We start from the raw sequence: 25,652 nt of genomic DNA, 5'->3' as shown, positions 1-25,652 counted from the left end.
CGACCAGCCGTTCTTCCGGCGGTCGGGACTGATCAGCGCGGCCCGCTAAGCAGAAGGCGTACGGCACGCATGGCGTCAGAGTACCGCAGCGCTTGAGCAAGCCGCGACGCGCTTACGTATCAATGGTTGACACGTGTGTCTGAGGCGACCATCGGGACGAGAGTTGAACCAGGTTCAAAAATTACTTCGCGTAACGTCCGCTAGGGGACATCACAAGGGCCGCATCGCTCTTTGATAACAACGCAATAACTCAAACCTCGTACTGATCGGTATGGCGCCACTTAGGCTGCGGCACCGGGACCGCTTTCCCGAACTGCTCGGAGTTGCCCCCATGAACCCTCGTCGTAGTAACAGCTCGCTTCCCAAGCCAGGCCGCTCGGCCTGGGGGGTGGCGTCCGCTGTCGTCCTGTTGCTCATACCCGTGGTTGTGCTGACCGGAGGCAGCCAGTTCCAATCGTTCCTGAACTTCGGTGCGGGCGTGCTCTCGCTCGTCTCGCTGAGCTGCTCGGTGATCTGGGGTCTGATCGCACAGGACCGCATCTTCCTCAACACCCGCCAGCGGATCGTCGGCCAGGCGGTGCACCGGACGACCGCGGTCGCCTCGATCGCGTTCCTGCTGGTGCACATCGTCACGAAGATCGCACTGGATCACACCGTGGTGATCGCCGCGATCATTCCGTTCTCGCTCGGCATCACCGGAAGCGCCGGCCTGATCGGACTCGGGTCGCTGGCCGGACTGCTGATGATCTTCGTGGGTGTCACCGGCGCCCTGCGCAGCAATTTCGCCGCCCCCGCCGTCGTCGCGGCCCGCTGGCGGGCCATGCACATGCTGGCCTACCCGGCCTGGTGCGCCGCCCTCATCCACGGCCTGTACGCGGGCCGCGCGGCGAAGCCGTTCTTCATGATCTCGTACGACCTGTGCCTGGTCGGCGTGATGGCGGCGCTGGCGCTGCGCGCCGCCCCGCGCCCCTTCAAGCGGAAGGTCGCCGACCGTCTCGTCTCCGTCCTCGGCAGTTCGGAACGGCCGGAGCTGGACGATCTGGATGCCAGCCGTGCCCGGGTGGGCGAGTCCGGGCTGCCGGGCTACGAGGTCACGCGTGAGCGCGAGCCGAGGCCGTCGCGCGGCGGCAGGGCGGCCTCGGAGCCTAACCCGCTGTTCCCGTCCGCGTCGGCCGCCGCATCCGGCCCCGAGCCGGCGTCCGGCTTCGCCGCCGCCTACCGCGCGACGGCCGCGCCCGGCCAGCCCCAGTCGCCGTTCGCGGCCGGCCAGACCGCGCGCATGGAGCGCGTGGACGGCCCGTCCGGCACCACGGGCAGCTGGCCGATCCCGTCGCCGCCGCCGGTCGGCGAGGCACCCCGGTCGGCGTACGACCCGATGCAGGACACCGGATACAACATCCCGGCCTATGGCAATCCGGGCGCCGGCGGCGTGGGCGGACGTGATGTGTACGACACGGGTGAGACGAATGCCCGGTACGGGACGTACAACTCGAATGACACGTACAACAGCGGTCCCGCCAACGAACCACCGCCCGGCGCATCCTTCGACGCCCCGGGTTCGGGCGAACCTTGGAACACGCCTTCCGGAGGCTATAGGTGAACGAGGCCCTGCCCGACGTCCCAGAAGTCCGCGTGGTCGGTCTTCCTCAGCTCACGTCGGGCTTCGACCTTGTCGAAAGACTCGATCTGCCCATGCACCTCAAGGTGCACGGGCCGCTCGAACCCCTGGGCGGGGAGCAGCTCGCGCAGCTCTCCGAACGCATCAACCTGAAGGGCCGGGGCGGCGCGGGCTTCCCCTTCCACAAGAAGCTGCGTTCGGTCGCCGAAGCCGCGATCAAGCGCGGTGTACGGCCGGTCGTCGTCGTCAACGGCAGTGAGGACGAGCCGGCCTGCCGCAAGGACACGGTGCTGATCAACCGTGCCCCGCATCTGATCCTGGACGGCGCGCTGCTGTGCGCCGAGGCGCTGGGCGCCCGCACGCTCGTGGTGGGGGTCACCCGGGAGTCCACGCAGCGCTCCATGGAGCAGGCGCTCGCCGAGCGCGGCCTGAGCAACGGCCGGCGTTCGGCACTGAAGGCGTTCGTCCAGCGCAACCCGGTCCGCATGGTCACCGGCGCCGCCGCGTCGCTGATCCGGTCGATCGACGGCGGCCCGGCGATCCCGCCCGGCCGCAAGACCAGTGCCTCGCAGAACGGTGTCGGCGGCGCCCCCACCCTGCTGTCGAACGCGGAGACGTTCGCGCAGCTGGCGATCGCCGCCCGGATCGGCCCGGAGCGCTACGGCAACACCGGCCTGTACGACGAGCCGGGCACCGTCATGCTGACGGTCTCCGGCGCGGTCGCCCGCCCCATGGTGATCGAGGTGCCCACGGGTGTGCCGCTGCGCTACGTCCTGCAGCTGGCCGGTGCGCCGCCGGTGCCGCAGGGTGTGCTGACCGGCGGCTACCACGGCAAGTGGATCGACGCGGCCACGGTCAACGAGGCGATCGTCTCCCGCAACTCGCTCGACGCGGTGGGCGGTGCGCTGGGCGCCGGCGCCATCCTGCCGATCACGCAGGAGACCTGCCCGCTGGGCGAGTCGCTGCGGGTCGCCCAGTGGCTGGCGGAGGAGAGCGCGGGACAGTGCGGTCCCTGCTACCTGGGTCTGCCGGCGGCCGCGCGCGGCATGGAGGACATCCTCAACGGCGGCGGACCGGCCGCCCTGGAGGCGCTCAAGCAGGTCGCGAAGAACGTGAAACGGCGCGGCGCGTGCTCGCACCCGGACGGCTCCGCGATGTTCCTCGAGTCGACGATCAAGGCGTTCACCGACGACCTCGCCGCGCACGTTCTGGGAAACGGCTGCGGGCGGCCCGTGGAGGGCGTTCTGCCGCTCTTCGAGGACGGCAAGATGCCTACGGGCATCCCGGGCGGCGGAGAGCCCGAGGACAACGGCGGCGGCAGCCGGCAGAAGATCTACGTCGACTGGACGCTGTGCCGGGGCCACGGTCTGTGCGCGGACATCCTCCCGGAGGTCTTCGAGCTGGGCGCGGACGGGTTCCCGACGGTCGCGCAGGCGAAGGTGCCCCGGTTCGCGGAGGCCAAGGCGCTGCGGGCGGTGCGCCGCTGCCCGGCGCTCGCCCTGCGCCTGGAGGAGGACACGCGCTCGCAGGCGCCGGCCAAGAACCTGCCGGTTCTCTCGCAGGGCCGCGGCCGCCGGGCGCTGGGACGCTGATCGCACGTTCGCGCGTACGTGGGGCGGGTCACCCTGACCGGGTGGCCCGCCCCACGTGTGCGGGAGTCGTCCACCGGGGAAGGTCCCCGCGGACGGGGTTTCCGCGCGTTTTCAGGACAATGCCTGCCGAGACAACGCCGAAGGCGGACCATCCGTTCGGATGGTCCGCCTTCGACTTCTGTGGAGCTAAGGAGAATTGAACTCCTGACCTCCTGCATGCCATGCAGGCGCTCTACCAACTGAGCTATAGCCCCGTGTTCTGGTCCGCCCGGTTTCCCTGGCGGCGACGCCAACATTACACGGTCGAAGGGGTGCACCACCAAATCGTTTCCGTTCTGTACGGATACGGACGCTAGTGTCGGGCTTCGTGACCGTGATCGCGTTCTCCGAGACCCGGCGCCGGCTGCCGGTGGCACTGGGGGCGTGTCTCCTGTCGTTCACGGCGTTCTGGGTGGCCCAGCGGGCCGCGCACGTGTCGATGATCGACCTGATGGTCTACCGGGCGGAGGGGGCGACCGTCCGCGCGGGCGGCGATCTCTACGCGCTGCGTACGACGGCGGCTCATCTGCCGTCCACCTACCCGCCGTTCGCGGCGCTGCTGTTCGTCCCGCTGACGCTGCTGGACGTCACGGGCGTGCGGACCCTGGCGACGGCCGGGAACCTGGTCCTGCTGCTGGTGTTCGTCGGGCTGTCGATGCGGCTCGTCGGGCACGCGCGCGTGGAGCACGTCCTGTGGGTCGCGGCGGCCGCGGTGTGGTGCGAGCCGGTGTGGACGACCGTGCGCTACGGGCAGGTCAATCTGCTGCTGGCGGTACTGGTGCTGTGGGATCTGTCACGCCGTCCCGCCGAACAGCCGGACCGCTGGGCGGGGGTGGGTGTCGGGCTCGCGGCGGCGGTCAAGCTGACCCCCGCCCTGTTCGCGGTGTTCCTGCTCGTCACCGGCCTGGCCGCGCGCCGTGCGGGACGGGACGGCGGCCCGTGGCTGCGGCACGCGCGCGGGGCGGCCGCCGTCTTCGCGGGCGCGACGCTGCTGGCGGCGGCCGTCCTGCCGTACGACTCGTGGCGGTTCTGGACGGGGATGGTGTTCCGGACGGGACGGGTGGGGCGGGCCGAGGAGACCGCGAATCAGGCCCTGCGTGGCGTTCTGGCGCGTCTGCTGCACACTCCCGACCCGGGAGCCCTGTGGGCCGCCGCGGCGGCCCTGACGGCCCTCCTGGGGCTCGCGGTGGCGGTGGCGGCGGAGCTGCGCGGCCGGCGGGCCTGGGCGGTGGCCGCCTGCGCGGTGACCGCGCTGCTGATCAGCCCGGTGTCCTGGTCGCACCACTGGGTGTGGTGCGTGCCGGTCGTGCTGCTGCTGTGGACCCGCGGGCACCGGACGGTGGCCGCGGGCACGTTGCTGGTCTTCTGCTCGTACGCCCTGTGGTGGGTGCCGCACGGGCAGGGGCGGCCCGAACTGCACCAGAACGCCGTCGCCTTGACGCTTTCGGCGCTCTACACGGTCACCGGGGTGCTGTTCCTGGCGCTCGCCCGGACATCGTTGCCGAGGCCGGGTCCCGGTCAGGCCGTGACGAACGAGTAGAAGCGCTTGAGCGTGCAGTGCTCTTCGAGGAGCCGGCCGTAGATCGGCTCGCCCTCCAGCTCACGGTAGGTCTCGATCGGGTCGCCTTTTATGATCAGCGCCCGCGCGCATTCCTCGCACCAGTACTGGTAGTCGGGGTTGATCGGCTCCATGTCGCGGACGATGGGGGTACCGCTCCCGCACCAGTCGCACTTCCGCCTGTGTGCACCCATCGATCAGCTCCAGCTGTGGCCGCAGGCCGTGCACACGTAGGAGATCCCGCCGTTGTCGCCGAGCACCTGGGCGACATGCGCGGAACCGCAGGAAGGGCAGAGCAGCCGGGTGGTCGTGTCCCGTATCAACGCTGCACCGAGGAGGTGGCCGCCCTCCCCAAGGATGCTCGCAGGCATCGCTACTCCTCCCGTCGGGCCGCGCCCCCTTCCGGCCGTTTGATTCTGCCACGGCCGGACCAATACGGTCAGCGACGCCTCAGTACCAGTCCGGACACGGCACCCGCGGCCGCCGTCGCGGCGAGTGCCCATGCGCAGGCTGACAGCGCCTCCGCAGAGGTATACGCCTGCGGGCCCCGAACTGACTCAAGCCGGTTCAGGAACAGTGTGCCGAACGCGGCGACGCCGAGGAGCTGGCCGAGCTGGGTGACGGTCGCGAGGAATCCGCTGGCGTCCGCGGCGTCCTCGGGGCGCACGGTTGCGAGCGCGCCGGTGAGCGTGGGGCTGAACGCGAGCGCGAGCCCCGCGCCCACACCGGCGTACGCCACATAGAGCTGTGCGCCCCCGTCGCCGCCCCCGTGGAACGCCAGCCCGACCCCGGCCGCGCCCAGCGCGGTGAGCACGAACCCGGCCGGGGTCAGTGCCCGCTGCCAGGCGGCCGGCCACCTGCGCCAGGTGAGGGCGACCGCGCCGAACACGACGGCGGTCGGCGCGAAGGTGAGACCGGCGCGCAGCGCGCTGTAGCCGAGGCCGCTCTGGACGTGCAGGGTGAGAGTGAAGAGGAATCCGGCATTGACGGCCATCACGGCGAGGATCCGCAGGACGGCCAGGCCCATGCCGGGGTGGCGCAGCACCCGGGGCGCAACGATGGGTGCGCCCCCGCGCCGGGCCAGGCTCGCCTCGTATCCGCAGAACAGCGCGAACAGGAGCACGGCGGCGGCCAGGGACAGCCAGGACCACAGCGGCCAGTCCTCCTCCTGACCGAGCACCAGCGGGACCGTCAGCAGCGACACGGCGGCCGCCAGCAGGACCAGGCCGGGCAGGTCCATGCCGCGGGCCCGCTCGGGACCGGATCCGGCGCCGGCCGGCAGGACACGCCGGCCGAGGACCAGGAGCACGGCGCCGACGGGCACGTTGACGAGGAACACCGGCCGCCAGCCGGTGCCGAACAGGTCGGCGCTGACCAGGACGCCGCCGATGATCTGGCCGGCGGCCGCACCGACCGCGAGGACCGCGGAGTAGGCGCCGAGCGCCCGTATGCGGGCCTCGCCGGTGAAGGCGCGCTGGATGATGCTGAGGACCTGCGGGATCATCACCGCCGATCCGGCGCCCTGCACCAGCCGGAACACGATCAGCTCGGTGGCCCCCTGGGCCAGGCCGCAGGCGAGCGACGCCGCGGTGAACAGGGCGAGGCCGCAGAGGTGGACCCGGCCGTGGCCGAGCAGGTCGCCGAGCCGGGCGCCGGTGATCAGCAGCACCGAGTAGGTGATGGCGTAGCCGGCCACGACCAGCTGCAAGTCGGCGCCCGAGGCGTGGAGTTCGGAACCCATGGTGGGGGCCGCGACGTTCACGATGAAGACGTCCAGCACGGCCATGAACAGGGCCGCGAGGACGACCGCGAGGAGCAGCCGGGGCCGGTTGTCAGTGCCGGATGCTTCCCTTTTCGCAGGGGTCGCGGCGGGTGCGGGACCTGGTCCCGTCCGGGATGTCGTCGTCATGCCACCGAGCGTGGCGGCGGGCCGGTACGGGTGCCGAGAGCCCGCCGATGCTGGTACTGGCAGCACCTGGCAGCCGGCCGGGGCTGCGCCGACGATGGAGACGTGACGACGGGGGACGTGACGATGCCGACGACAGCACACCGCCGCAGGCCGGAGCTGGCCGCGTTCCTGCGCAGCAGGCGGGCCCGGGTGCAGCCGGCGGACGTCGGGATGCCACCGGGGCTGCGGCGGCGCACGCCGGGGCTGCGCCGCGAGGAGGTCGCCCAGCTCTCGGGCGTGGGCGTGACCTGGTACACGTGGCTGGAGCAGGGCCGGCCGATCAACGCGTCGGCGCAGGTGCTGGACGCGGTGGCGCGGACCCTGATGCTCGACCCGCCGGAGCGGGAGCATCTGTACCGGCTGGCGGAGGTGCCGTTCGCCCCGGTGCCGGAGGGGCTGTCCCGGTCGGTCGGCGCGGAGGTGCAGGGCATCATCGACACGCTGGACCCGCTGATGGCGGTGGTGTACACCTCGCGCTACGACGTGCTGGCCACCAACGCGGCCTACCGGGACCTGTTCCTGGTGCCGGAGACGGTGCGGATCGGTGTGCCGAACGTGCTGTGGACGCTGTTCACGGTCCCGGAGGAGACCAGCCCGGTCGTCCATCTGCAGCGTGAACTGCCGGTGATGGTGGCGACCCTGCGTTCGTCCTACGGCAGACATGTCGGCGAGCCGGCCTGGGAGGACTTCATACAGGCGCTGTCCCAGGCCAGTGGGTACTTCGCCCGGTTGTGGGAGAGCGGGGCGGTGGCGCAGCCGGGGCCGCGGGTGAAGACGTTCCGTCATGAGGCGGTGGGCGAGCTGCGGATGACGTCGCAGTCGTTGTCGATCGACGGGATGCCGGAGGCGCGGATCGTGGTCTACACGCCGGAGGACGAACGGACGCGCCAGCGGGTGGCGTTGCTGCGGGAGCGCAGGCAGCGGCTGTGGCCGGTGACGGAGGAAGAGGCCGCGGAGATCCTCCGGGAGTGGAACACAGAAAATCCCGCCCTCTGAAGAGGACGGGATTCCGTCACCGATCTTTGACAACTCGACAGTGTCGTCGACAGTGTGCGAAGTGCCGATCTGTGGAGCTAAGGAGAATTGAACTCCTGACCTCCTGCATGCCATGCAGGCGCTCTACCAACTGAGCTATAGCCCCTCGTGTTCTTCCCGCCTTTCCGCTCGGCGGGGCGAACAAGAAGAACTTTAGCCTGCGACCTGCCGGAAAGTGAAATCCGGGCTCCGGGCGGACCGGGGGGCCGCGGGCTCCTCAGTCGTCGTCGCCGAGCACGGGCTCCGGGAGGGTGCCGGCGTTGTGCTCAAGGAGCCGCCAGCCGCGGGCGCCTTCGCCGAGCACGGACCAGCAGCAGTTGGTGAGACCGCCGAGGCTCTCCCAGTGCCGGGACTCAAGGCCGAGGAGCCGTCCGATGGTGGTGCGGATGGTGCCGCCGTGGCTGACGACCACGAGGGTGCCGTCCTCGGGGAGCTTCTCGGCGTGCCGGAGCACGACGGGGGCGGCCCGGTCGGCGACCTCGGTCTCCAGTTCGCCGCCGCCGCGGCGGACCGGCTCGCCGCGCTTCCACGCGGCGTACTCGTCGCCGTGGCGGGCGATGATCTCCTCGTGGGTGAGGCCCTGCCACACGCCCGCGTAGGTCTCCCGCAGTCCCTCGTCGTGGATCACGTCGAGGCCGGTGAGGGCGGCCAGCTGGGCGGCCGTGTCTGCGGCGCGCCGCAGGTCGGAGGCGACGATCGCGTCCGGGCCGAGGGAGGCGAGCAGGCGGGCCGCGCGGCGGGCCTGGCCGATGCCGGTCTCGGTGAGCTCGACGTCGGTGGAGCCCTGGAAGCGGCGCTCCACGTTCCAGGCGGTCTGGCCGTGCCGCCACAGGATGATGCGGCGGCCGCGGCCCCTGCGGTCGGTCACCTCGCCCGTGGCGCTCATCACCAGTCCCCGTCCGGCTCGCCGGAGTCCTCGGCGGCCTGCAGCCTGGCGTGCTCCGCCGCCTTGCCGCGGGTGGCCTTGGCGTCGGCGGGCAGCTCGATCTCGGGGCAGTCCTTCCACAGCCGTTCCAGGGCGTAGAAGACGCGCTCCTCGCTGTGCTGGACGTGGACGACGATGTCGACGTAGTCGAGCAGGATCCAGCGGGACTCGCGGTCGCCCTCGCGGCGCACCGGCTTGGCGCCGAGTTCCTTCTGGAGGCGTTCCTCGATCTCGTCGACGATCGACTTGACCTGGCGGTCGTTGGGCGCGGAGGCCAGCAGGAAGGCGTCCGTGATCGACAGGACGTCGCTGACGTCGTAGGCGATGACGTCGTGGGCGAGCTTGTCGGCGGCCGCCTGGGCGGCGGCGGTGATGAGCTCGTGGGAACGGTCGGTTGCGGTCACTGCGTGGCTTTCCTTCGGCGGTCGTTTGACCTCAAGGGTCTCACGGACCGCCGGGCGCACCCCACGTGATTACCGGGTCACGTGGGGTGCGGTGGGCCGCCTCAGGTGGAGGACGGCTTGTAGTCCTGGCCGAGGACGACGGAGACGTCCGCGCCGGAGCCGACCGTGCCCTTGCGGACGGCACCGGTGCCGAGGCCGAGGGTCTTGGCGACCTCGGTGGCGTTCTCCTTGTCGGCGGCGTCGGAGTACAGCACCTCGGAGGCGGTCCGGGTACCGGAGGCGGTACCGCCTTCCAGGAAGGTGTAGCCGCCGTTGACGAGGACCACGCGGGCCTTCTCGGTGTCGTCCTTGACGCCGGTGGCGTTCTGGACGGAGACGCGCACCGCGGATCCCGCCGACGGGCTCTTGGCGGTGCCGCCGAGGATGTCCTTGACGACGCTGGAGCTGGTCTCGGCGCTGAGGGTGCCGTCGCTCTGCACGGGCAGCAGGGCGGTCTTGTAGTCGCCGTCCTTGGCGAGCTCGGCGAGCTTGGCGAGGAAGGTGCCGAGGTCCTTGTCGGTGAGGGACGGGTCGAGGATCTGCGCGAGGGTCTGCACGGTGGTCGTCGCGGCGGAGGCGTCGGAGGACAGCTTGCGCAGCACCCCCTGCATGACCTGCCCGAACCGCTCCAGCTGGGCGTTCTGGGCCTCGCCGGAGGCGCGGTAGGTGGCGTAGGCGACGGCGGCCTTGCCCCCGAGGGTCTGGTCCTTGCCCTGGTGGACGAGGGGCTCCTCGCCCTTCTTCTTGGCGTCCGGGTCGGGGACGTCGGCGTTGGTGTCGATGTCGATGTTGCCGACGAGATCGACGAGGTTCTGCAGGTAGGGCGTGTCCAGGCGCCAGGTCCCCTCGATGTTGGTGCCGAGGACGGTGTCGAGCTGGTCGCGGGTGCCGGAGGAGCCGTCGCCGTCGACGGACTTGGCGAGGGTCGTGGTGGTGCCGTCGTCGTCGGTGAGGGCGAGGGAGTTGGGCAGCAGGACGGTGCTGCCCTGCTTGGTGGTGGTGTTGTCGACGAGCAGCACGGTCGAGGTGCCGCCGCCACCGGTGTTGTGCAGGTGGACGACGATCACGTCGCGTTTCTGGGCGGCCGGCGAGATCGTCGTGCCGCCCTTGGCGGTGGAGGAGGACAGACCGGGGATCTTTCCGGCGTACCAGAGGTAGCCGACGCCTCCGGCGGCGACCAGGGCGAGGACGACGACCAGGGCGATCATCCGGCTGCGGGCGCGGCGTTTGGCCTCCTCTCGGCGCTCGGTGCGGTTCTCGGTGAAGTTCAGCCAGTCGATGACGTCCTCGGAGTCGCCGTCTGGCTGTTCGACGAACGCGAACTGGCCGGTGTGGTAGTCCCGTTCGTCGTCGTCCTGCCGGGGAACGGTGGCGTGGTCGGCCGGTCCGGCCTGCTGCGGGATGTGCGCGGTCTGCTCGGCGACCCGGGGCTGCCGGCCGCCGGCGGCTGCCTGCCCGTAGGGGTCGTGGGCGGTGTGGCCGCCGGTGCCGTACGGGTCGTAGGCGGGCGTGACCGGCTGCCGGCCGGTGTCGTGGACGGGTGCCTGCTGCCCGGTGTCGTACGACGGGGCGGCCTGCTGCCCGCCGCCGGCGTACGGGTCGTAGCCGTAGCCCTGCCCCTGCCCCTGGCCCTGGCCTGCGTACGGGTCGTACGGCTGCTGCTGTTGTGCGGGGATCTGGCGGTACACCGGCTGCCCGTACTCGTCGTAGCCGACGAGTTCGTACTGGTCGCTTCCGTAGCCCGCGTCGTATCGGTCGTTCACCGGTGCCCCTCTCGGCTCACTCGCCGCGGTACAGCTCGCGCTTGTCGATGTAGCGCACGACTCCGTCCGGCACCATGTACCAGATGGGGTCGCTCTTGGCGACTCTCGCACGGCAGTCTGTGGAGGAGATGGCGAGCGCGGGAACCTCCACCAGCGAGACGCCGCCCTCCGGAAGACCGCGGTCGGTCAGATGGTGGCCGGGCCGGGTGCAGCCGATGAAGTGGGCCAGGGAGAAGAGCTCCTCCGAGTCCCGCCAGGTGAGGATCTGCCCGAGCGCGTCGGCGCCGGTGATGAAGAACAGGTCGGTGTCGGGGTTGAGGGCGCGCAGGTCGCGCAGGGTGTCGACGGTGTAGGTGGGGCCGCCGCGGTCGATGTCGATGCGGCTGACGGAGAACTGCGGGTTCTCCGCGGTCGCGATGACCGTCATCAGGTAGCGGTCCTCGGCCGGTGACACGGCGCGGGAGGTCTTCTGCCAGGGCTGCCCGGTGGGCACGAAGACCACCTCGTCGAGGTGGAACTGGGCGGCGACCTCGCTGGCCGCCACGAGGTGCCCGTGGTGGATCGGGTCGAACGTTCCGCCCATGACGCCGAGGCGGCGCTTGCCGGTGTGCGCGGGGCCCGCCGGTGTGTACCGCGGCCGTGTCGCCATGTCGTCGGCCTCGTCAGCTGCCGGACCGGTAGGCATGTCCTGCTCTCCCATGCGTGCAGACCCTACCGGCCCGGTCCGTGGGCCCCGCCCGGAGGACCGGTGCCGGGCTCGGCGTCCGGCTCAGCGGTCGCGGTTGAAGCGGGTGGTGATCCACAGCAGGAGCAGCAGGATGACGAAGGCGCTGCCGCCGGTGACGGCCGGATTGAGGCTGTTGTGGTTGCCGCCGTGCTCCTCGCCCTCTGCGGCGAGGGTGACCAACTGGGCAGCGGCGCTGTGGAGATTCATCATCTGCGGCAGGACCTATCGCGTGTGGACGGGATAAAGATGTCGGCTCATCGTATGCGGGCGCCCCGGCGGCGATCACGCCGACTCCTCCATCGGGGAACGATCCCGGCGGCTCAGTCGTCCTTCTGTTTGTACCCGCGCAACAGGAACCAGGCGGTCAATGCGCAGCCGACGAACATGACGACGATGACGACCCGGAGCAGATCGCCCGAGCCCTGGTGCTGGGCGGCGCTCGCGGCCTGGGTGAGCCAGGCGGCCGGGGGGTGGTGCTCCATGAGGACTCCTTCGGCTGTACTGCCCGACCACGGTATCTCCGCCTAGGCTGGGCCCAGCCCCGGGGGCACGGCAGACACTCACGCACATGGGGGATGACATGTCCGACGACGGCCACGAGCAGAACGGGCACGAGCGCGTGCCGAGCAGGCAGCGCAGGCGGTTCCCGGGGATCTCCTCGCGTGCGTACGAGCATCCCGCGGACCGCTCCGCGCTGGTGGCGCTGCGGAAGCTGAGCGGTTTCGACGCGGTCTTCAAGGCGCTCAGCGGGCTGCTTCCGGAGCGGAGCCTGAGGCTGCTGTTCCTGTCCGACTCGGTCCGGGTGTCCGACCAGCAGTTCACACATCTGAACGACATGTTGCGGGACGCCTGTTACATCCTGGACCTGGAGAAGGTCCCGCCGATGTACGTGACGCAGGATCCGCAGCCGAACGCGATGTGTATCGGCCTGGACGAGCCGATCATCGTGGTGACCACGGGTCTGGTGGAGCTCCTCGACGAGGAGGAGATGCGGGCGGTCGTCGGCCACGAGGTGGGGCACGCGCTGTCCGGGCATTCGGTGTACCGCACGATCCTGCTGTTCCTGACCAGCCTCGCGCTCAAGGTCGCCTGGATCCCGCTGGGCAACCTGGCGATCCTGGCGATCGTGACGGCCCTGCGGGAGTGGTTCCGCAAGTCGGAGCTGTCCGCCGACCGGGCCGGGCTGCTGGTGGGCCAGGACCTGCGGGCGTCGATGCGCGGCCTGATGAAGATCGCGGGCGGCAACCACCTGCACGAGATGAACGTGGACGCGTTCCTGCAGCAGGCCGAGGAGTACGAGGCGGGCGGCGACCTGCGCGACTCGGTCCTGAAGATCCTGAACGTGCTGCCGCGCTCGCACCCGTTCACCACGGTCCGCGCGGCCGAGCTGAAGAAGTGGGCCGCCTCCCGCGACTACCAGCGGATCATGGACGGTCACTACCCCCGGCGGGCCGAGGACAAGGACACCTCGGTCGGTGACTCGTTCAAGGAGTCCGCGGCGAGCTACGCCAGTGACGTGAAGACCTCCAAGGACCCGCTGATGAAGCTGGTCTCGGACTTCGCGGGCGGGGCGGGAAACCTGGGCGGCCGGGTGAAGCGCGGCTTCGACGGGTTCACGAGCGCGCCCCCGCCGAAGGACACGCCGCCCCGGGACACTCCCCCGGAGCCGGAGGGCGGCCAGGCGTAGCGGAGGCCGCACCCGTCAGGCAGGAGCCGGCCCCCCCGTCAGGCAGGAGCCGGCCCCGTCGCCGGCAGCGGGAAGGCCCGCGCCGCATGCCGGGTCCGGCCCGGTCAAACCTGCGGATGGGGGCCGTTCAGAGCTTCGGTTCGGCCGCGGTGGACAGCGTCCCGCACAGGGCGGTGGCGCTGTCCGTGGCGAACGGGTTCGTGCCCGCGGGGCCGCCCGCCTTGGCCGTCTGGCCGGCCAGCAGGGGGTGCAGGTGGTCGGCGGCGTCCTCGGCGCAGGACAGGGGGCCAGCCTGGACGTAGGAGACGACCAGCTGGGTCTGGTGCAGGCGCAGGTCGTCACGGTCGAAGCGGAAGGTCAGCTGGCGGCGCACGGTGAACAGGGAGGCCTGGGCGCCGGCCGGGGCGCCGGTGGGCCGCAGCGCGTACACGAAGGTGTGGTCGGCGGTGACCTCCAGGGTGGCCGGGTCGGTCTCGGTGGCCGTCAGGTTGCCCTGGACGCGGATCCTGGGGTCGGCGAGTTCGGCGCGGGTGGGGTCGAAGCGGACCAGCCATCCGGTGGGGGCGTGCCGGCCGTCCGCCGCGGGGTGGTCGACGCTCTGGTCGAACTGGTCGAGCTGACCGGGGTCGAGCAGCGCCCGCGCGGGCCGTACCTCGCTGCTGTCGAGGACCTCGGGGTAGAGCGAGGAGCGGACCAGGTAGTCCTTGGCCGTGGTCAGGGCGGTGACGACCTGGCTGTCGGAGAAGTGCGCGGTGCTCCGGGCGGCCGGCAGCGGTATCCCCTCGGCGCCGACCTCGTACTGCGCGGCCGGGCTGTGCGCGAACAGCGTCTCGGCGTCGGGGGCGCCGGGCACCCTGCCCTGCGGGGAGAGCGGGATGACGGTCATCCGCAGCGGTTCGGCGGGCTGCTGGGTCTCGTCGGTGCCGTAGGGGTGGCGGACGCCCATGTAGATCGCGGTGCCGAAGGCGACGAGGATCAGCACGACGAGTATCAGGGCCTGCCGGGTGAGGCCCCGGCGCAGCGGCGGGCGACGGCGCACGGCGGGCGCGTGGTCGGTCATGCGTTCGCGTGCGGAGGACTCCTGGAGGCGGGCAGCGCGGACGAACGATTCGTCGAAGACGACGGATCGGTACTCGTCCTCGCCACCCACGGGGCCGCCCTCGGGTGTCCCCTCAGGTGGGTCTCCTGGCCCGCCCATACTTTCAGAGTAGGTCTCGGGAGCCTCAGGTAAACGCCCTGCTACACGACAACTTCTGACAGGTTCTCACCAGGACTGCCACCAGGGCGGCCGCAACCGCTCAGGGGGTGCGCGGGACCACGGAGACCGCCGGCTTGGCGGACTGGGAGTAGTCGGCGGACACGGAGGGTGCCGCCGCGGTGCCCTGTTCCTGGCCGGTGGAGGGGGGCCTGGGGACCTGGTCGCGGCTGCCGCCCGAGGAGGCGCTGCGGTAGACCGCGGCGAAGGCGAGCGCGACCATGCCGATGCCCATGACGAGGGCGAGCACCCAGGCGACGGGACGGTGCCAGCGGACGTGTTTGCCGTACGTCCCGGCGGCGCCGTACCGGTCCTCGACTACGTCGGTGTCGTCCAGGTCGTCGAGTTCGCCGCCGAGGTCGGTGCCGTCCGGGCTGTAGCGGTCGTCGTATCGCTCGCCTCTGGCGTGGGCGCGGCGGGCCTCGGCCTCGGAGGCCTCTGCTCTGGCCTGGGCTGCGGCAAGGAGGCGTTCGACGGCGGTCGGCTCGTGGACCACGGCCGCCTTCACGAAGGCCTCGTCGAAGACCACGGAGCCGAACTCTTCGTCCGACATTCCGTGGTCATGGTCGTCGTCGGGCTCCCAGCCGTCAGGGAACGGCGTGCCCCCCACGTCCTCCGGCACGGATCCAGAGTAGACCTGGGGGGTCAATTTGGGCAGACGGTATGGAAATTCATAGCCCGGTGAGACGCCTCTCACGCTCGCCCGGGGCCGCGTACGCCCCGCCGCGCGCCCGCACGCCGTACCGGAGGGCGCGGCTGGGCCGTACGGGTGTCAGCGGCGGACGTGGCCGTCGCCGGTGACGATGTACTTGGTGCTGGTCAGCTCCGGCAGGCCCATGGGGCCGCGGGCGTGCAGCTTCTGGGTGGAGATGCCGATCTCGGCGCCGAAGCCGAACTGGCCGCCGTCGGTGAAACGCGTGGAGGCGTTCACGGCGACCGTGGTGGAGTCGACCAGCTGGGTGAAGCGGCGGGCGGCCTGCTGAGAGGTGGTGACGATGGCCTCGGTGTGCCCGGAGGTCCACAGCCGGATGTGCTCGACGGCCTTGTCGAGGGAGTCGACGACGGCGGCGGCGATGTCGTACGAGAGGTACTCGGTCTCCCAGTCCTCCGGGACCGCCTCGACGACGGTGGCCTTGGAGTCCTTGGCGTGGGCGAGGACGCGCTCGTCGCCGTGCACGGTGACGCCGGCCTCGGCGAGGGCGTCCAGGGCGCGCGGCAGGAACTCGGCGGCGATGTCCTGGTGGACGAGGAGGGTCTCGGCGGCGTTGCAGACGCTGACCCGCTGCGCCTTGGAGTTGATCAGGATGTCGATCGCCATGTCGATGTCGGCATGGGCGTCGACGTAGACGTGGCAGTTGCCCGTGCCGGTCTCGATGACCGGGACCTTGGACTCCATGACGACGGTCTGGATGAGGGAGGCGCCGCCGCGCGGGATGAGGACGTCGACGAGGCCGCGGGCGCGCATCAGCTCGTGGACGGACTCGCGGCCCTCGCCGGGCACCAGCTGGACGGCGTCGGCGGGCAGCCCGGCACCGCCGACGGCGTCGCGCAGGACGCGGACGAGGGCGGTGTTGGACGCGTGGGCGGAGGCGGAACCGCGCAGCAGGACGGCGTTGCCGGACTTCAGGCAGAGCGCGGCGGCGTCTACGGTGACGTTCGGGCGGGCCTCGTAGATGATGCCGACGACGCCGAGCGGGACGCGGACCTGGCGCAGGTCGATGCCGTTGGGGAGGGTGGAGCCGCGGACGACCTCGCCGACCGGGTCGGGCAGCTTCGCCACGTCGCGCACGTCGGAGGCGATGGCGCGGACCCGCTCCGGGGTGAGGGTCAGGCGGTCGACGATCGCCTCGCTGGTGCCGTTCTCGCGGGCCTTGGCGATGTCCTTGGCGTTGGCCTCGACGATCTCGCTGGTACGTACCTCCAGAGCGTCCGCGACGGCGAGCAGCGCGTCGTCCTTCACGGCCCGCGGGAGCGGCGCGAGGTCGGCGGCGGCGGCCTTGGCACGGTAGGCGGCCTGGGTGACCGGGGACATGGCGTCGTACGGCGAGAGCGTGGTCATGAGGGAAGGGTAGTGCGCCCCGGCGGGCCGTGAACGCGTCATCCCACACCGCGAGACGTGGCCCAAAACGGGTGATTACCGGCCGGCGGCGGAGGCCGTGACCGAAGTGCCGGCGGGGTCGGAGGGGTCAGAAGGGGTGGATGCCGACCGGTGTCGCGGGCGGCGGGCCGTAGCCCTCGGCGACGCGCTGGTGGTAGGTGGCGCGGTCGACGACCTCGAGGCCGACGATCTCCCAGGCGGGCAGACCGGCGGTCTGGCGGTGCTCGCCCCACAGGCGCAGGGCGACGGCGGCGGCGTCGTGGAGGTCGCGGGCCTCTTCCCAGTAGCGGATCTCGGCGTGGTCGCAGGCGTAGCGGCTGGTGAGGAGGAACGGGTGGTCGTGGGCCAGCTGTTCGAGTCCGCGGCGCAACTCCGGCAGGGGGACCTCGGCACCGCAGACGCTGAGGGTGACGTGCCACAGGCGTGGCAGGTCCTTCGGCTCCTCGTAGGTGTCCCCGGCCGCGACGCTCGTCAGAGCACCGCGGGAGGCCGCAGCCCCAGGGCGCACTCGTCTCACGACGGCCTCCTTCAGCTGTGCTCGTGCGGAACGTGGTCCTGAGACAAAGTTGAGCAGGCCGTAAGGGTTCGTGTGGCGGTTTTACGGAACGTCCCCCACCGGGGGTCCGTCTTCACGCCCCGTTCTACGGGTGCAGGATCACCAGGTCGTCCCTGTGTACGACCTCGCGTTCGTACGCCCGGCCCAGCTCGCGTGCCAGCTCCCTGGTCGAACGCCCGAGCAGCTGCGGGATCTCCTTGGCGTCGAAACTGACCAGTCCGCGGGCGACCGCGCGGCCCGCGGTGTCGCGCAGTTCGACCGGGTCGCCGGCGCTGAACTCGCCCTCCACCGCGGCGATCCCGGCCGGCAGCAGCGACTTGCGGCCCTGGACGACCGCGCGGACGGCGCCGTCGTCGAGGGTGAGCGAGCCCTGCGGGGTGGAGGCGTGCTGAAGCCACAGGAGACGGTCTGCGGACCGTTTGCCGGTGGGGTGGAAGTAGGTGCCGGTGTCGCCGCCCAGGAGCGCGTCGGCGGCGTGCACGGCGCTCGTGAGGACCACCGGGATGCCCGCGGCGGCGGCGATCCGGGCGGCCTCGACCTTGGTGACCATGCCGCCGGTGCCGACGCCCGCCTTGCCTGCGCTGCCGATCTCGACGCCCGCCAGGTCCTCGGGCCCCTTCACCTCCGCTATCCGCGAGGTGCCGGGCCTGCCGGGGTCGCCGTCGTAGACGCCGTCGACGTCGGAGAGGAGGACCAGCAGGTCGGCGTGGACGAGGTGGGCGACGAGGGCGGCGAGGCGGTCGTTGTCGCCGAAGCGGATCTCGTCGGTGGCGACGGTGTCGTTCTCGTTGACGATCGGGAACGCGCCCATCGCGAGGAGCTTGTCGAGGGTGCGGGAGGCGTTGCGGTGGTGGGCGCGCCGGCTCATGTCGTCGGAGGTGAGCAGGACCTGGCCGACGCGCACGGCGTAGCGGGCGAAGGAGGCGGTGTAGCGGGCGACGAGCAGGCCCTGGCCGACGCTGGCGGCGGCCTGCTGGCGGGCCAGGTCCCGGGGGCGGCGGCGCAGGCCGAGCGGGGCGAGCCCGGCGGCGATGGCGCCGGAGGAGACGAGGACGATCTCCCGCTCTCCTCCGCTGCGGCTCTTGGCGAGAACGTCGACGAGCGCGTCGACACGGTCGGCGTCCAGGCCGCCGGAGGCGGTGGTCAGCGAGGAGGAGCCCACCTTGACGACGATCCTGCGGGCCTCGCCGACGGCCTGCCTAGCCCTTGCCACGTCCTGTCCCCACTTCCTTGCGCCTGGCAGCAATCTACGCGAAGGGGACCGGCGCCAGACCCGACCGTCCAGCCTCCGGACAGGCCACGGACCGATGGGGGACCGATGACGGCCAGGACGGTGCGTACTGCCTCGTTCACAGGCCGCATACGGCAAAAAGGTTGTGTTGACTTTCTATGGAAATCGAAACGAACTCAAAGTTAACTTCAAGTTCGTGTCGTCCAAAGATCACCGCGTGAAGCGCATCCTTCTCAGGTCCGGGAAGAGTCCCTACGACGTCGTCGGCGTCGAGGAGGCCCTGCACCGGGACGTCATCGCCACCAATTCGGGCAACCTGATCTTCAGCGATGCCGCTCACAAGATCCTCGAGACGCCGGGGACCGAGGTCGTCTCGAACGGCATGCCCTCCGATGTCTCCGCCGCCGCCCGCATCAACGAGGAGTACGACGCCTTCGTCGTGCCGCTCGCCAACGCCTTCCGGCCGTCCTTCGAGAGCGCGCTGAAACGGATGACCAGGCTGATCTCGAAACTGAGCATCCCGGTGGTCGTGCTCGGCGTCGGTGCGCAGACCGGGGTGAGCTACAACCCGGACCGGCTGAAGCGGATGGAGCCGACCGTACGGGAGTTCTGCGCGGCGGTGCTGGAGCGCAGCGCGTCGATCGGTGTGCGGGGCGAGTTCACCGAGCAGTACCTGAAGGACATGGGCTTCAAGGACGTCGAGGTCATCGGCTGCCCTTCCCTGTTCATGTACGGCGATCGGCTCCCGGTGCACAAGAAGGCACTGGAGTTGACGCCCCAATCGCGGATCGCGATCAACGGCTCGCACAGTGCCGTACGCGCGCAGGGCCTGGACCGGATCATCACGCGCACCCACGAGCGCTATCCGAATCTGCGTTTCGTCGGCCAGAACATCAGCGACGCACGGCAGTTGCACTGGCGCGACCTGTCGGATCCCAACGCCGCGGTGACGGCGATACCGACCCACCCGGACCATCCGATGTTCCGCGAGGACAAGGTGCGGGTCTATGTCGACCCGGTCACCTGGATCGACGATCTGCGCTCGTTCGACTTCTCCTTCGGATCGCGCATCCACGGCAACATCGCTGCGCTGCTGGCCGGTACGCCGGCCACCGTGCTGTGCGGTGACTCGCGGACGCTGGAACTCTGCCGTTACTTCGGGATTCCGCACCGGCGGCTGGACCTGGCGGTGAAGGATCCCGAGTCGGCGGATCCGGCGAAGCTGTACGCGGAGGCCGATTTCGGCGGGCTGGTCGGCGGTCACCAGGAGCGTTTCGAGCGGTTCACCGGGTTCCTCGACCGGAACGGGCTGGAGAACACCTTCACGCACGGCGACGGCGGAGCGGCCTTCGAGGAGCGGATGCGGACGCTCGCGTTCCCGGCGGGGATCCGCCCCTGGAACGACGCGGACGTCGCCTCGCTCACCTCGCGGTTCGGCTGGCTGCACAGCCGTATCGACGAACTGTCGCTGGACAACGCCCGGCTGGAGAGGGAACTGGCGCGCGCCGGGGCCCGCACCGCGAAGGCGACCGCCGCGCAGCTGTCGGGCTCGGTCTACCGGCGGGCCCGGCGGGCGGTCGGCAGGCCGATCCGGCGGGCGCTGGGATCGGGCGGATAGGCCCGCCGGGGAGGCTGCGTCAGGCGGCCGCGGGTTTCACGTCCCGGGCGGCCAGGGACCGCCGCAGCTTGCGCAGCGCGCGCCGCAGGAGGGTGTTGGCGGCCTCCTCGCGGTAGCCCTCGACGGCGCGGGCCTCGCGGGGTTCGGCGAGGTAGATCCAGTCGGGGAGGCCGGCCGCCGCGGAACGGAAGTGCGGGTAGCCGAGGTAGACGCGGGTGCCGCGCCCTTCGAGGACCGCGGCGGGCTGCTCCTTCGCCCGTACGAACTCGATGACGTCCGGGAGGAGTTCGGTGCGGCGGGCGGCGACCAGGTGCAGCTGGAGCCGCTCGTGGACCTTGAGGCGGCGGGCCACCTCGGGGTTCCAGTGGGCGTCCAGCAGCGGCTCGGCGAGTTCCCGCTTGTGCTGCCGTACCTCTTCGGTGTCCTTGAGGAACGTGGGGCCGAACTGCGGGAGCAGGGTGACCTTGAACGGCCGGACCATGAGGCTGTCGCGCCGCGGCCCTGCCGGGACCATCTCGGCGATCAGGCTCATCAGGGCGCGCGCGGAGTCGAAGCGGAGGGTGTAGCCGCCGCTCTTGGTGACGTGTTTGCCGTCCTCGCGGCCGACGAGGTAGTAGCAGGGGTAGTCGGCGACGACGGAGACGCCGTCGGCGCGCAGGTAGGCCTCCATGGTGAACAGCGCGTCCTCGCCGGTCCACAGGGACTCGTCGAACCGCATGCCGTGGCGTTCCAGCAGGGCCCGGCGGAAGAGCTTCTGGGCGCTGAGCGTGAACTTGATGTTGGAGGAGAAGACGTCGGTACGCTCGAGGGTCTTTCCCCACATCGACTGCGGGGGTTTGCGGTTGATTCCCTCGACCTTGCCGACGACGACGTCGGTGCCGTTCCTGTCGGCCATGGCGACCATGCGCTCCAGGGCCTCGTCACCGAGCCGGTCGTCGGCGTCCAGGAAGAACACGTAGCGGCCGGCGGCCTTGGCGAGGCCGACGTTGCGCGGGCCGCTGGGGCCGCCGGAGTTCTCCTGGCGGATCACGGTCACCGCCATGGCGGCGCGGGCCGCGAACTCCTCCAGGTACTCCCCCGTGCCGTCGGCCGATCCGTCGTCGACGGCGATGACCTCCATGCGGGCCGGGTCGAGGGTCTGGCGCTCCACGGAGGCCAGGCACTCGACCAGGTACGGCATCGCTTCGTACGCCCCGATGATCACGGTCACATCAGGCTGCGCAACGACGGTCACGTTTTCCCCCTAGTCAATGGTGCGTTCCCCCTGTGTCACCTCGGTCGCAACGTCTTAGATGACCGAGCGGTGCAACAGGTTGCCCAGGAGGACGCGCTCAGTGGCCCAGTTCACATGGCGAACGGACTGCCGGGTGGTGTACAGCGGGTTACACCGGACAGTACGGACGCGCGGTAAGAGCTGCTCAACGGGAACGGGGAAGCATGGGTAAGAAGAAACTCGCGCATTCCTAAGCAGAGGTAAGGGAACGCGGCGCGAGAAAGCAAGAGCGAGAACGACGAGCGGCGAGCGGTGAACGGGCTCGGTCCCGGGGAGAAGCCCCCGGGACCGAGCCCGTTCGGTGTCCTGGCGGAGGTCAGCCGGCGGTCGCGCTCTCCGCCTCGCCGGAGGCCGCCCGCGGCTTCCCGCCGGGCAGCGCCTCGGCGAGTTCGGCCGCCTCGGGGTCGCCGGCCGCGATCCGGGCCTCCTGGCCCAGGTTGCGGGTCTCGGCCTTGCGGGCGAGCGCGGCCACCGCGCCGTTGAACCGCTCGATGGAGGTCGGCTCGTCCGGCCCGAGCAGATAGTGCTTGAGTTCGTCCCGGTCGGCGGCGAGCGGATCGGCCGACGGGTCGCGTACGGCGTCCAGCAGGCCGCCGAGTTCCTTGGCGCTGTTGGAGAGGATCACGGCGGCACGCACGGCGGTGTTGGCCCGCTTGAACTCCTCCGCGCCGAGGCCGGCCGAGTCGGTGACGGCGTACGGCTTGCCGCTCGCGATGAAGTCGGAGACCACGCTGGAGATGTCGGAGACCATCGCGTCGGAGACGTTGAAGCAGTCGTACAGGCGGGGTTCGGCGCCCGTGATGACGGCGTGCTGGTACGACGGCAGGGCCTGCCAGTAGAAGTCGTTCCAGGCGGTGCGCAGCCGGGCGATCTCCTCGTGCTTCTTCAGGTCGACGACGTCGTCCCGGCTGGCCTCGGCCTCGTCGCGCTTGTCGTCGCCGGTGCCGGCCAGTTCGGTCAGGCGGGTCTCGATGCGGGTCAGTTCGGCCTGTGCCGCCGCCTGGGCGGCCGGGTCGGCGGTGAAGCGGGCGTCGGCCGCGCGGGCGGCGGCGGCCTTCTGGACGAGGGCGGTGACGCGCCGGTGGGCGGCGGCGGCCTCGGGGCTGACGGTGCCGGTGAAGGGGTGCGGCTTGTAGAGGACGCGGACCGGCGGGTCGGCCTTGACCAGCTTCTTCACGATGTTCTCGCCGGCGAGCACGAGGGAGGTGTTGCCGGGATTGCCGTCCCAGCCCTCCCAGGTGGGCGCGTAGAGCACGGTGGGGATACGGCCGTCGGGGACGCCCTGCCGGCTCTGGATGGGGGCCAGCTGGGGGCGGCCGACCTCGACGATGTCCTCGTCGCGGACGCCGACGTCGGCGATGGCATAGCGGTCGCGGCCCGCGCGGCCGGCCGTCCACACCTCGTCGTACGCCTTGCTGAACGGATTGACGCTGGCCAGCTTGTCGCTGTCGCCGTGGCCGATGAAGACGTGCTTCATGGTGGGGACGCGCAGCAGGTGGATGTTCTTGCCGACGTTGGCCGCGTAGAGGGCTACGCGGACGGTGGAGAGGTCCATGTTCATGAGGTGCACGCCGCCGGGCACGCAGATGACGGGGACGGTGGTCGGCGCGAGGCTCTGTAGGATGACGCGTTCGCGCAGCAGGATCAGCGGTCGGGACTCCAGCTGTTCCATGGTCTCCAGCCACATGTTGACCTGGTAGGCGGAGTCCTTGGAGCCGGAGAAGTACAGCACGGTCCCGGGCCGGTAGTCGGCCAGCCAGTCGTCGACGGCCGCCAGCACGGTGTCGGCGTCCGGCGGGGTCTTGCGGCCGCGCACGTACGGCATCAGGACCAGTACGTACAGGCAGCCCAGGGCGAGGGTGATGCCGATGCCGACGAATCCGGCGGCCGTGCTGTCCGTCACGGCCGAGACCAGCAGGCCGACGACGGCCGCGAGGTCGAGGTGGAGCATCTTCTCGGCGGAGCGGTCGAGCAGGGCGCGCGGCGGGGCGTCGGGGATGCGGATGCGGGACTTCAGGTCGACGTTGCGGGTGGCGACAGGCATCCGGCGGCGGTTGCGGATCAGGGTGACCAGCGCGCCGTGCGGGGCCTGCAGGCCGTAGAAGGCGATGAAGCAGGCGATCGCGCCGTAGAAGACCAGGCCGTTCGAGAGGTCCATCCTGGCCAGCAGCAGGATCAGCAGCAGCTGCCGGATCAGGAAGCGGATCGACAGGCCGGCCCGGACCTTGCTGAGGCGGTTGACGAGGTAGCTGCCCTTGCGGTGCAGGTAGTGGTCCGCCAGGTACGTGACGGCGGCCGCGGCCGCGAAGGCGTAGACGCTCGGGACGAGCGCGGCGGCCATGAGGACCGGGAAGCCCAGCATCATGAGTGCCGCCGCGGCCAGCTCGGCCGTGCTGCCCACTCGGGCGACGCGAATAGCGGTGGATATCACGGAGAACCTTTTGCTGACAAAAAGGCCTGAATTTGACCTTGCGGACAATCTGGGAGGTGGTCGATCCGGGTTCTACGGGTTCAGGCCCCTGCGATTGCTCCGCGAACGCGCAACCACAGAGGCCTGAATTACAGATGACTAATGGCTGTCGATTATGCCACGCCGTCCTGTCGGTCCAGGACACTCGCCAGCGCCTGCTCGAAGCCGGACGCCTGGCCGGCGGCCGCCGTCGGGTCCTGCTGGCGGACGTCGATGACATGGCCGGTCAGTTCGGAGAGCAGCACGTCGAGGGAGGTGCGGGCGACGGCCTCGGAGGAGAGCAGCGAGCCCGTCGGCTCCTGGCCGAACGCCTTGGTGCGCATCGGGGTGGCGGTGCGCTCGGGGTTGATGCAGTTGACGCGGACGGCGTCGCCGGCCCATTCGTCGGACAGGGCCTGGGTGAGGTTCACCATGGCGGCCTTGGTCGAGGAGTAGAGGCTGTACTCGGCGCGGCCGCGGGTGTAGCTGCTGGAGGTGTAGAGCAGCAGCTGGCCCTGGGTCTCGGCGAGGTACTTGTAGCTGGAGCGGGCGATCTGCACCGGGGCCAGGTAGTTGACCTTCAGCGCCTCCTCGATGGTGGCGTTGTCGGTCTCGGCGAGCTTGCCGATGCGCAGCACGCCCGCGGTGTTGACGACGTAGTCGATCCGGCCGGTCTCGGCGTACGCCTTGGAGAGCGCGTCGTCGACCTCCTCCGGGTTCTCCACGTGGGTGCCGGTGGTGGAGCGGCCGAGCGCGTAGACGTTCGCGCCGTAGGACTCGGCGAGTTCGGCGATGTCCTTGCCGATGCCGTACGAGCCGCCGAAGATCACCACGGTCTTGCCGGTGAGGAGTTCGCGGTAGGCCTCCTCGCCGTTCTGCTCGGGGGCGGCGGTGGAGGCGAGCTGGAAGAGCTTGTCGGCGATGAAGACGTCGACGGGCTGGGTGACCTTCATGTTGTACTCGTCGCCCGCGACGACGTGGATCGGCACGTCCGGCAGGTACTTGAGGACGACGGAGCAGTCGTCGGTGGCCTGGAAGTTGGGGTCGCCGGCGGCGACCTCGTAGGCCCGCTTGATCGTGGACAGCTTGAACGCCTGCGGGGTCTGGCCGCGGCGCAGCCGGGAGCGGTCCGGGATCTCGGTGATGAACTCGCCGTCCCCGCCGTGGGTCCGGGTGACGATGATGGTGTCGGCGGACGGGATGGCGACGTCGACGGCCTGGTAGCGCTCCAGCGCGGTCACGCAGTCGTCGATGACGCGCCGCGACAGCAGGGGGCGTACGGCGTCGTGGAAGAGGACGTTGAGGTCCTCGCCCTCGGCCAGGCCCTCGCCGAGGGCCTCGATGGCGCGCTCGGTGGTCTCGTTCCGCGTGTTGCCGCCCTCGATGATCTTCTTGACCTTCGTGAACCCGGCCTTGTCGACGATCTTCTCGACGTCCGCGACGTAGCCCGGTGCCATCAGCACGATGATGTCGTCGATCGAGTCGGCCTTCTCGAAGGTGGCCAGGGTGTGCTCGATGACGGCCTTGCCGGCGATCTTCAGCAGCTGCTTGGGGATCGACAGACCCACCCGCTGACCGGTGCCACCGGCCAGGATCACTGCGGTGGTTCGGGGCTTGGCTATGTGCTGGGACACAGGGTGACCTACCTTGGGGCATCAGGGAACTTCGAAATGGTCCCACTTCCGGTAACCGCTGTGCAAGGTGAGCGCCCTCCACTGCATATGTGCCCGCAACCTTTCATTCATCTTGCGTCGCTGGTGATGGGCGCCGCCCGCCGGGCCACCGGAAGAGTTCCGTGAATTTGCTGTGAGTAACTACACAGGGCATTTCGATTGCG

General features: G+C 70.6%; 23 protein-coding genes and 2 tRNA genes. 6 read left to right on the top strand and 19 right to left on the bottom strand.

The genetic code is table 11. The annotated features are described in order from the left end of the window. Positions 1-331 precede the first annotated feature (331 nt). Together ACFY0K_RS13305 and ACFY0K_RS13300 are read left to right on the top strand one after the other, a co-directional pair. Positions 332-1,600 carry a cytochrome b/b6 domain-containing protein gene (locus ACFY0K_RS13305; protein ID WP_390640010.1) on the top strand — a complete coding sequence of 423 codons (1,269 nt, stop codon included), beginning with the start codon at positions 332-334 and terminating at the stop codon, positions 1,598-1,600. Beyond that, on the top strand, positions 1,597-3,210 hold the full coding sequence (locus tag ACFY0K_RS13300; RefSeq protein WP_181801638.1) for an NADH-quinone oxidoreductase subunit NuoF family protein: 1,614 nt from the start codon (positions 1,597-1,599) through the stop codon (positions 3,208-3,210). The genes ACFY0K_RS13305 and ACFY0K_RS13300 overlap by 4 nt, the downstream gene beginning before the upstream one ends. A gap of 181 nt (positions 3,211-3,391) precedes the next feature. Here ACFY0K_RS13300 and ACFY0K_RS13295 read toward each other — a convergent pair. After that, a tRNA-Ala gene (locus ACFY0K_RS13295) sits at positions 3,392-3,464 on the bottom strand. Between the two features lie 113 nt (positions 3,465-3,577). Here ACFY0K_RS13295 and ACFY0K_RS13290 point away from each other — a divergent pair. Beyond that, entirely contained in the window at positions 3,578-4,789 is a 1,212-nt protein-coding gene (locus tag ACFY0K_RS13290) for a glycosyltransferase 87 family protein (protein ID WP_390639905.1), read from the top strand. Here the strand turns inward: ACFY0K_RS13290 and ACFY0K_RS13285 are convergent. From ACFY0K_RS13285 to ACFY0K_RS13275, 3 genes are all read right to left on the bottom strand, one after another. Continuing rightward, positions 4,768-5,001, bottom strand: a complete 234-nt coding sequence (locus ACFY0K_RS13285; RefSeq protein WP_006136074.1) for a hypothetical protein — start codon at positions 4,999-5,001, stop codon at positions 4,768-4,770. The two genes, ACFY0K_RS13290 and ACFY0K_RS13285, sit on opposite strands and share 22 nt — an antisense overlap. A 3-nt stretch (positions 5,002-5,004) precedes the next feature. Beyond that, positions 5,005-5,178 carry a hypothetical protein gene (locus ACFY0K_RS13280; protein ID WP_390639904.1) on the bottom strand — a complete coding sequence of 58 codons (174 nt, stop codon included), beginning with the start codon at positions 5,176-5,178 and terminating at the stop codon, positions 5,005-5,007. Positions 5,179-5,246: 68 nt separating this feature from the next. Next, complete coding sequence (locus ACFY0K_RS13275; protein ID WP_390639903.1) at positions 5,247-6,716, bottom strand: MFS transporter; 1,470 nt, start codon at positions 6,714-6,716, stop codon at positions 5,247-5,249. A 123-nt stretch (positions 6,717-6,839) separates the two neighbouring features. Between ACFY0K_RS13275 and ACFY0K_RS13270 the strand changes: the two genes are divergently transcribed. Beyond that, positions 6,840-7,751, top strand: coding sequence for a helix-turn-helix transcriptional regulator (locus ACFY0K_RS13270; RefSeq protein ID WP_390640009.1), 912 nt, complete (start codon positions 6,840-6,842; stop codon positions 7,749-7,751). A gap of 72 nt (positions 7,752-7,823) precedes the next feature. Here ACFY0K_RS13270 and ACFY0K_RS13265 read toward each other — a convergent pair. From ACFY0K_RS13265 to ACFY0K_RS13235, 7 genes are all read right to left on the bottom strand, one after another. Further along, a tRNA-Ala gene (locus ACFY0K_RS13265) sits at positions 7,824-7,896 on the bottom strand. Between the two features lie 111 nt (positions 7,897-8,007). Then, the gene (locus tag ACFY0K_RS13260; RefSeq protein ID WP_351954999.1) at positions 8,008-8,676 is read right to left on the bottom strand and encodes a histidine phosphatase family protein; all 669 of its coding nucleotides are present in this window, start codon (positions 8,674-8,676) and stop codon (positions 8,008-8,010) included. Further along, a complete protein-coding gene (gene rsfS / locus ACFY0K_RS13255; protein ID WP_093503110.1) occupies positions 8,676-9,119 on the bottom strand; it encodes a ribosome silencing factor in 444 nt (147 codons plus the stop codon). The genes ACFY0K_RS13260 and rsfS overlap by 1 nt, the downstream gene beginning before the upstream one ends. Before the next feature lie 101 nt (positions 9,120-9,220). Continuing rightward, on the bottom strand, positions 9,221-10,921 hold the full coding sequence (locus tag ACFY0K_RS13250; protein ID WP_390639902.1) for an LCP family protein: 1,701 nt from the start codon (positions 10,919-10,921) through the stop codon (positions 9,221-9,223). 16 nt (positions 10,922-10,937) lie between these two features. Next, on the bottom strand, positions 10,938-11,621 hold the full coding sequence (gene nadD, locus ACFY0K_RS13245; protein ID WP_093503106.1) for a nicotinate-nucleotide adenylyltransferase: 684 nt from the start codon (positions 11,619-11,621) through the stop codon (positions 10,938-10,940). Between the two features lie 69 nt (positions 11,622-11,690). Beyond that, complete coding sequence (locus tag ACFY0K_RS13240) at positions 11,691-11,858, bottom strand: hypothetical protein (protein ID WP_167450157.1); 168 nt, start codon at positions 11,856-11,858, stop codon at positions 11,691-11,693. Between the two features lie 110 nt (positions 11,859-11,968). Then, the gene (locus ACFY0K_RS13235) at positions 11,969-12,130 is read right to left on the bottom strand and encodes a hypothetical protein (RefSeq protein WP_217549548.1); all 162 of its coding nucleotides are present in this window, start codon (positions 12,128-12,130) and stop codon (positions 11,969-11,971) included. 98 nt (positions 12,131-12,228) lie between these two features. Here ACFY0K_RS13235 and ACFY0K_RS13230 point away from each other — a divergent pair, with 98 nt between their 5' ends. Continuing rightward, positions 12,229-13,335 carry a M48 family metallopeptidase gene (locus ACFY0K_RS13230; RefSeq protein ID WP_390640008.1) on the top strand — a complete coding sequence of 369 codons (1,107 nt, stop codon included), beginning with the start codon at positions 12,229-12,231 and terminating at the stop codon, positions 13,333-13,335. Positions 13,336-13,462: 127 nt separating this feature from the next. Here ACFY0K_RS13230 and ACFY0K_RS13225 read toward each other — a convergent pair whose 3' ends face one another. The 5 genes from ACFY0K_RS13225 to proB all read right to left on the bottom strand — a co-directional run bounded on the left by ACFY0K_RS13225 (position 13,463) and on the right by proB (position 18,457). After that, positions 13,463-14,533 carry a hypothetical protein gene (locus tag ACFY0K_RS13225; protein ID WP_390639901.1) on the bottom strand — a complete coding sequence of 357 codons (1,071 nt, stop codon included), beginning with the start codon at positions 14,531-14,533 and terminating at the stop codon, positions 13,463-13,465. Positions 14,534-14,633: 100 nt separating this feature from the next. Next, entirely contained in the window at positions 14,634-15,212 is a 579-nt protein-coding gene (locus ACFY0K_RS13220) for a hypothetical protein (RefSeq protein WP_390639900.1), read from the bottom strand. Between the two features lie 150 nt (positions 15,213-15,362). Further along, complete coding sequence (locus ACFY0K_RS13215) at positions 15,363-16,649, bottom strand: glutamate-5-semialdehyde dehydrogenase (RefSeq protein WP_351955004.1); 1,287 nt, start codon at positions 16,647-16,649, stop codon at positions 15,363-15,365. Positions 16,650-16,776: 127 nt separating this feature from the next. After that, positions 16,777-17,205: a hypothetical protein gene (locus ACFY0K_RS13210; protein ID WP_093503094.1), complete on the bottom strand. Its 429-nt coding sequence runs from the start codon at positions 17,203-17,205 to the stop codon at positions 16,777-16,779. A gap of 124 nt (positions 17,206-17,329) precedes the next feature. After that, positions 17,330-18,457 carry a glutamate 5-kinase gene (gene proB, locus ACFY0K_RS13205; protein ID WP_390639899.1) on the bottom strand — a complete coding sequence of 376 codons (1,128 nt, stop codon included), beginning with the start codon at positions 18,455-18,457 and terminating at the stop codon, positions 17,330-17,332. A gap of 235 nt (positions 18,458-18,692) precedes the next feature. Between proB and ACFY0K_RS13200 the strand changes: the two genes are divergently transcribed. Next, positions 18,693-20,093 carry a polysaccharide pyruvyl transferase family protein gene (locus ACFY0K_RS13200; protein ID WP_390640007.1) on the top strand — a complete coding sequence of 467 codons (1,401 nt, stop codon included), beginning with the start codon at positions 18,693-18,695 and terminating at the stop codon, positions 20,091-20,093. A gap of 19 nt (positions 20,094-20,112) precedes the next feature. Here the strand turns inward: ACFY0K_RS13200 and ACFY0K_RS13195 are convergent, their stop codons facing one another. The 3 genes from ACFY0K_RS13195 to ACFY0K_RS13185 all read right to left on the bottom strand — a co-directional run bounded on the left by ACFY0K_RS13195 (position 20,113) and on the right by ACFY0K_RS13185 (position 25,449). Continuing rightward, a complete protein-coding gene (locus ACFY0K_RS13195; RefSeq protein ID WP_390639898.1) occupies positions 20,113-21,327 on the bottom strand; it encodes a glycosyltransferase family 2 protein in 1,215 nt (404 codons plus the stop codon). A gap of 355 nt (positions 21,328-21,682) precedes the next feature. After that, complete coding sequence (locus ACFY0K_RS13190; RefSeq protein WP_390639897.1) at positions 21,683-23,767, bottom strand: hypothetical protein; 2,085 nt, start codon at positions 23,765-23,767, stop codon at positions 21,683-21,685. A 182-nt stretch (positions 23,768-23,949) separates the two neighbouring features. Then, positions 23,950-25,449, bottom strand: coding sequence for a D-ribitol-5-phosphate cytidylyltransferase (locus tag ACFY0K_RS13185; RefSeq protein ID WP_388596605.1), 1,500 nt, complete (start codon positions 25,447-25,449; stop codon positions 23,950-23,952). Positions 25,450-25,652: the final 203 nt, after the last annotated feature.

Source organism: Streptomyces sp. NPDC001507, from assembly GCF_042894765.1.
Lineage (GTDB): Bacteria > Actinomycetota > Actinomycetes > Streptomycetales > Streptomycetaceae > Streptomyces.
The sequence above is the reverse complement of the archived record's forward strand: the minus strand, read 5'-3'. Positions and strand labels throughout refer to the sequence as shown.

Bases quoted from the DNA above. Each gene is read 5' to 3' on its own strand.
- ACFY0K_RS13305 (WP_390640010.1), top strand. From the start codon at position 332: ATGAACCCTCGTCGTAGTAACAGCTCGCTTCCCAAGCCAGGCCGCTCG.
- ACFY0K_RS13285 (WP_006136074.1), bottom strand. From the start codon at position 5,001: ATGGGTGCACACAGGCGGAAGTGCGACTGGTGCGGGAGCGGTACCCCC.
- ACFY0K_RS13280 (WP_390639904.1), bottom strand. From the start codon at position 5,178: ATGCCTGCGAGCATCCTTGGGGAGGGCGGCCACCTCCTCGGTGCAGCG.
- ACFY0K_RS13275 (WP_390639903.1), bottom strand. From the start codon at position 6,716: ATGACGACGACATCCCGGACGGGACCAGGTCCCGCACCCGCCGCGACC.
- ACFY0K_RS13270 (WP_390640009.1), top strand. From the start codon at position 6,840: ATGCCGACGACAGCACACCGCCGCAGGCCGGAGCTGGCCGCGTTCCTG.
- ACFY0K_RS13260 (WP_351954999.1), bottom strand. From the start codon at position 8,676: ATGAGCGCCACGGGCGAGGTGACCGACCGCAGGGGCCGCGGCCGCCGC.
- nadD (WP_093503106.1), bottom strand. From the start codon at position 11,621: ATGGGAGAGCAGGACATGCCTACCGGTCCGGCAGCTGACGAGGCCGAC.
- ACFY0K_RS13240 (WP_167450157.1), bottom strand. From the start codon at position 11,858: ATGATGAATCTCCACAGCGCCGCTGCCCAGTTGGTCACCCTCGCCGCA.
- ACFY0K_RS13235 (WP_217549548.1), bottom strand. From the start codon at position 12,130: ATGGAGCACCACCCCCCGGCCGCCTGGCTCACCCAGGCCGCGAGCGCC.
- ACFY0K_RS13230 (WP_390640008.1), top strand. From the start codon at position 12,229: ATGTCCGACGACGGCCACGAGCAGAACGGGCACGAGCGCGTGCCGAGC.
- ACFY0K_RS13225 (WP_390639901.1), bottom strand. From the start codon at position 14,533: ATGGGCGGGCCAGGAGACCCACCTGAGGGGACACCCGAGGGCGGCCCC.
- ACFY0K_RS13215 (WP_351955004.1), bottom strand. From the start codon at position 16,649: ATGACCACGCTCTCGCCGTACGACGCCATGTCCCCGGTCACCCAGGCC.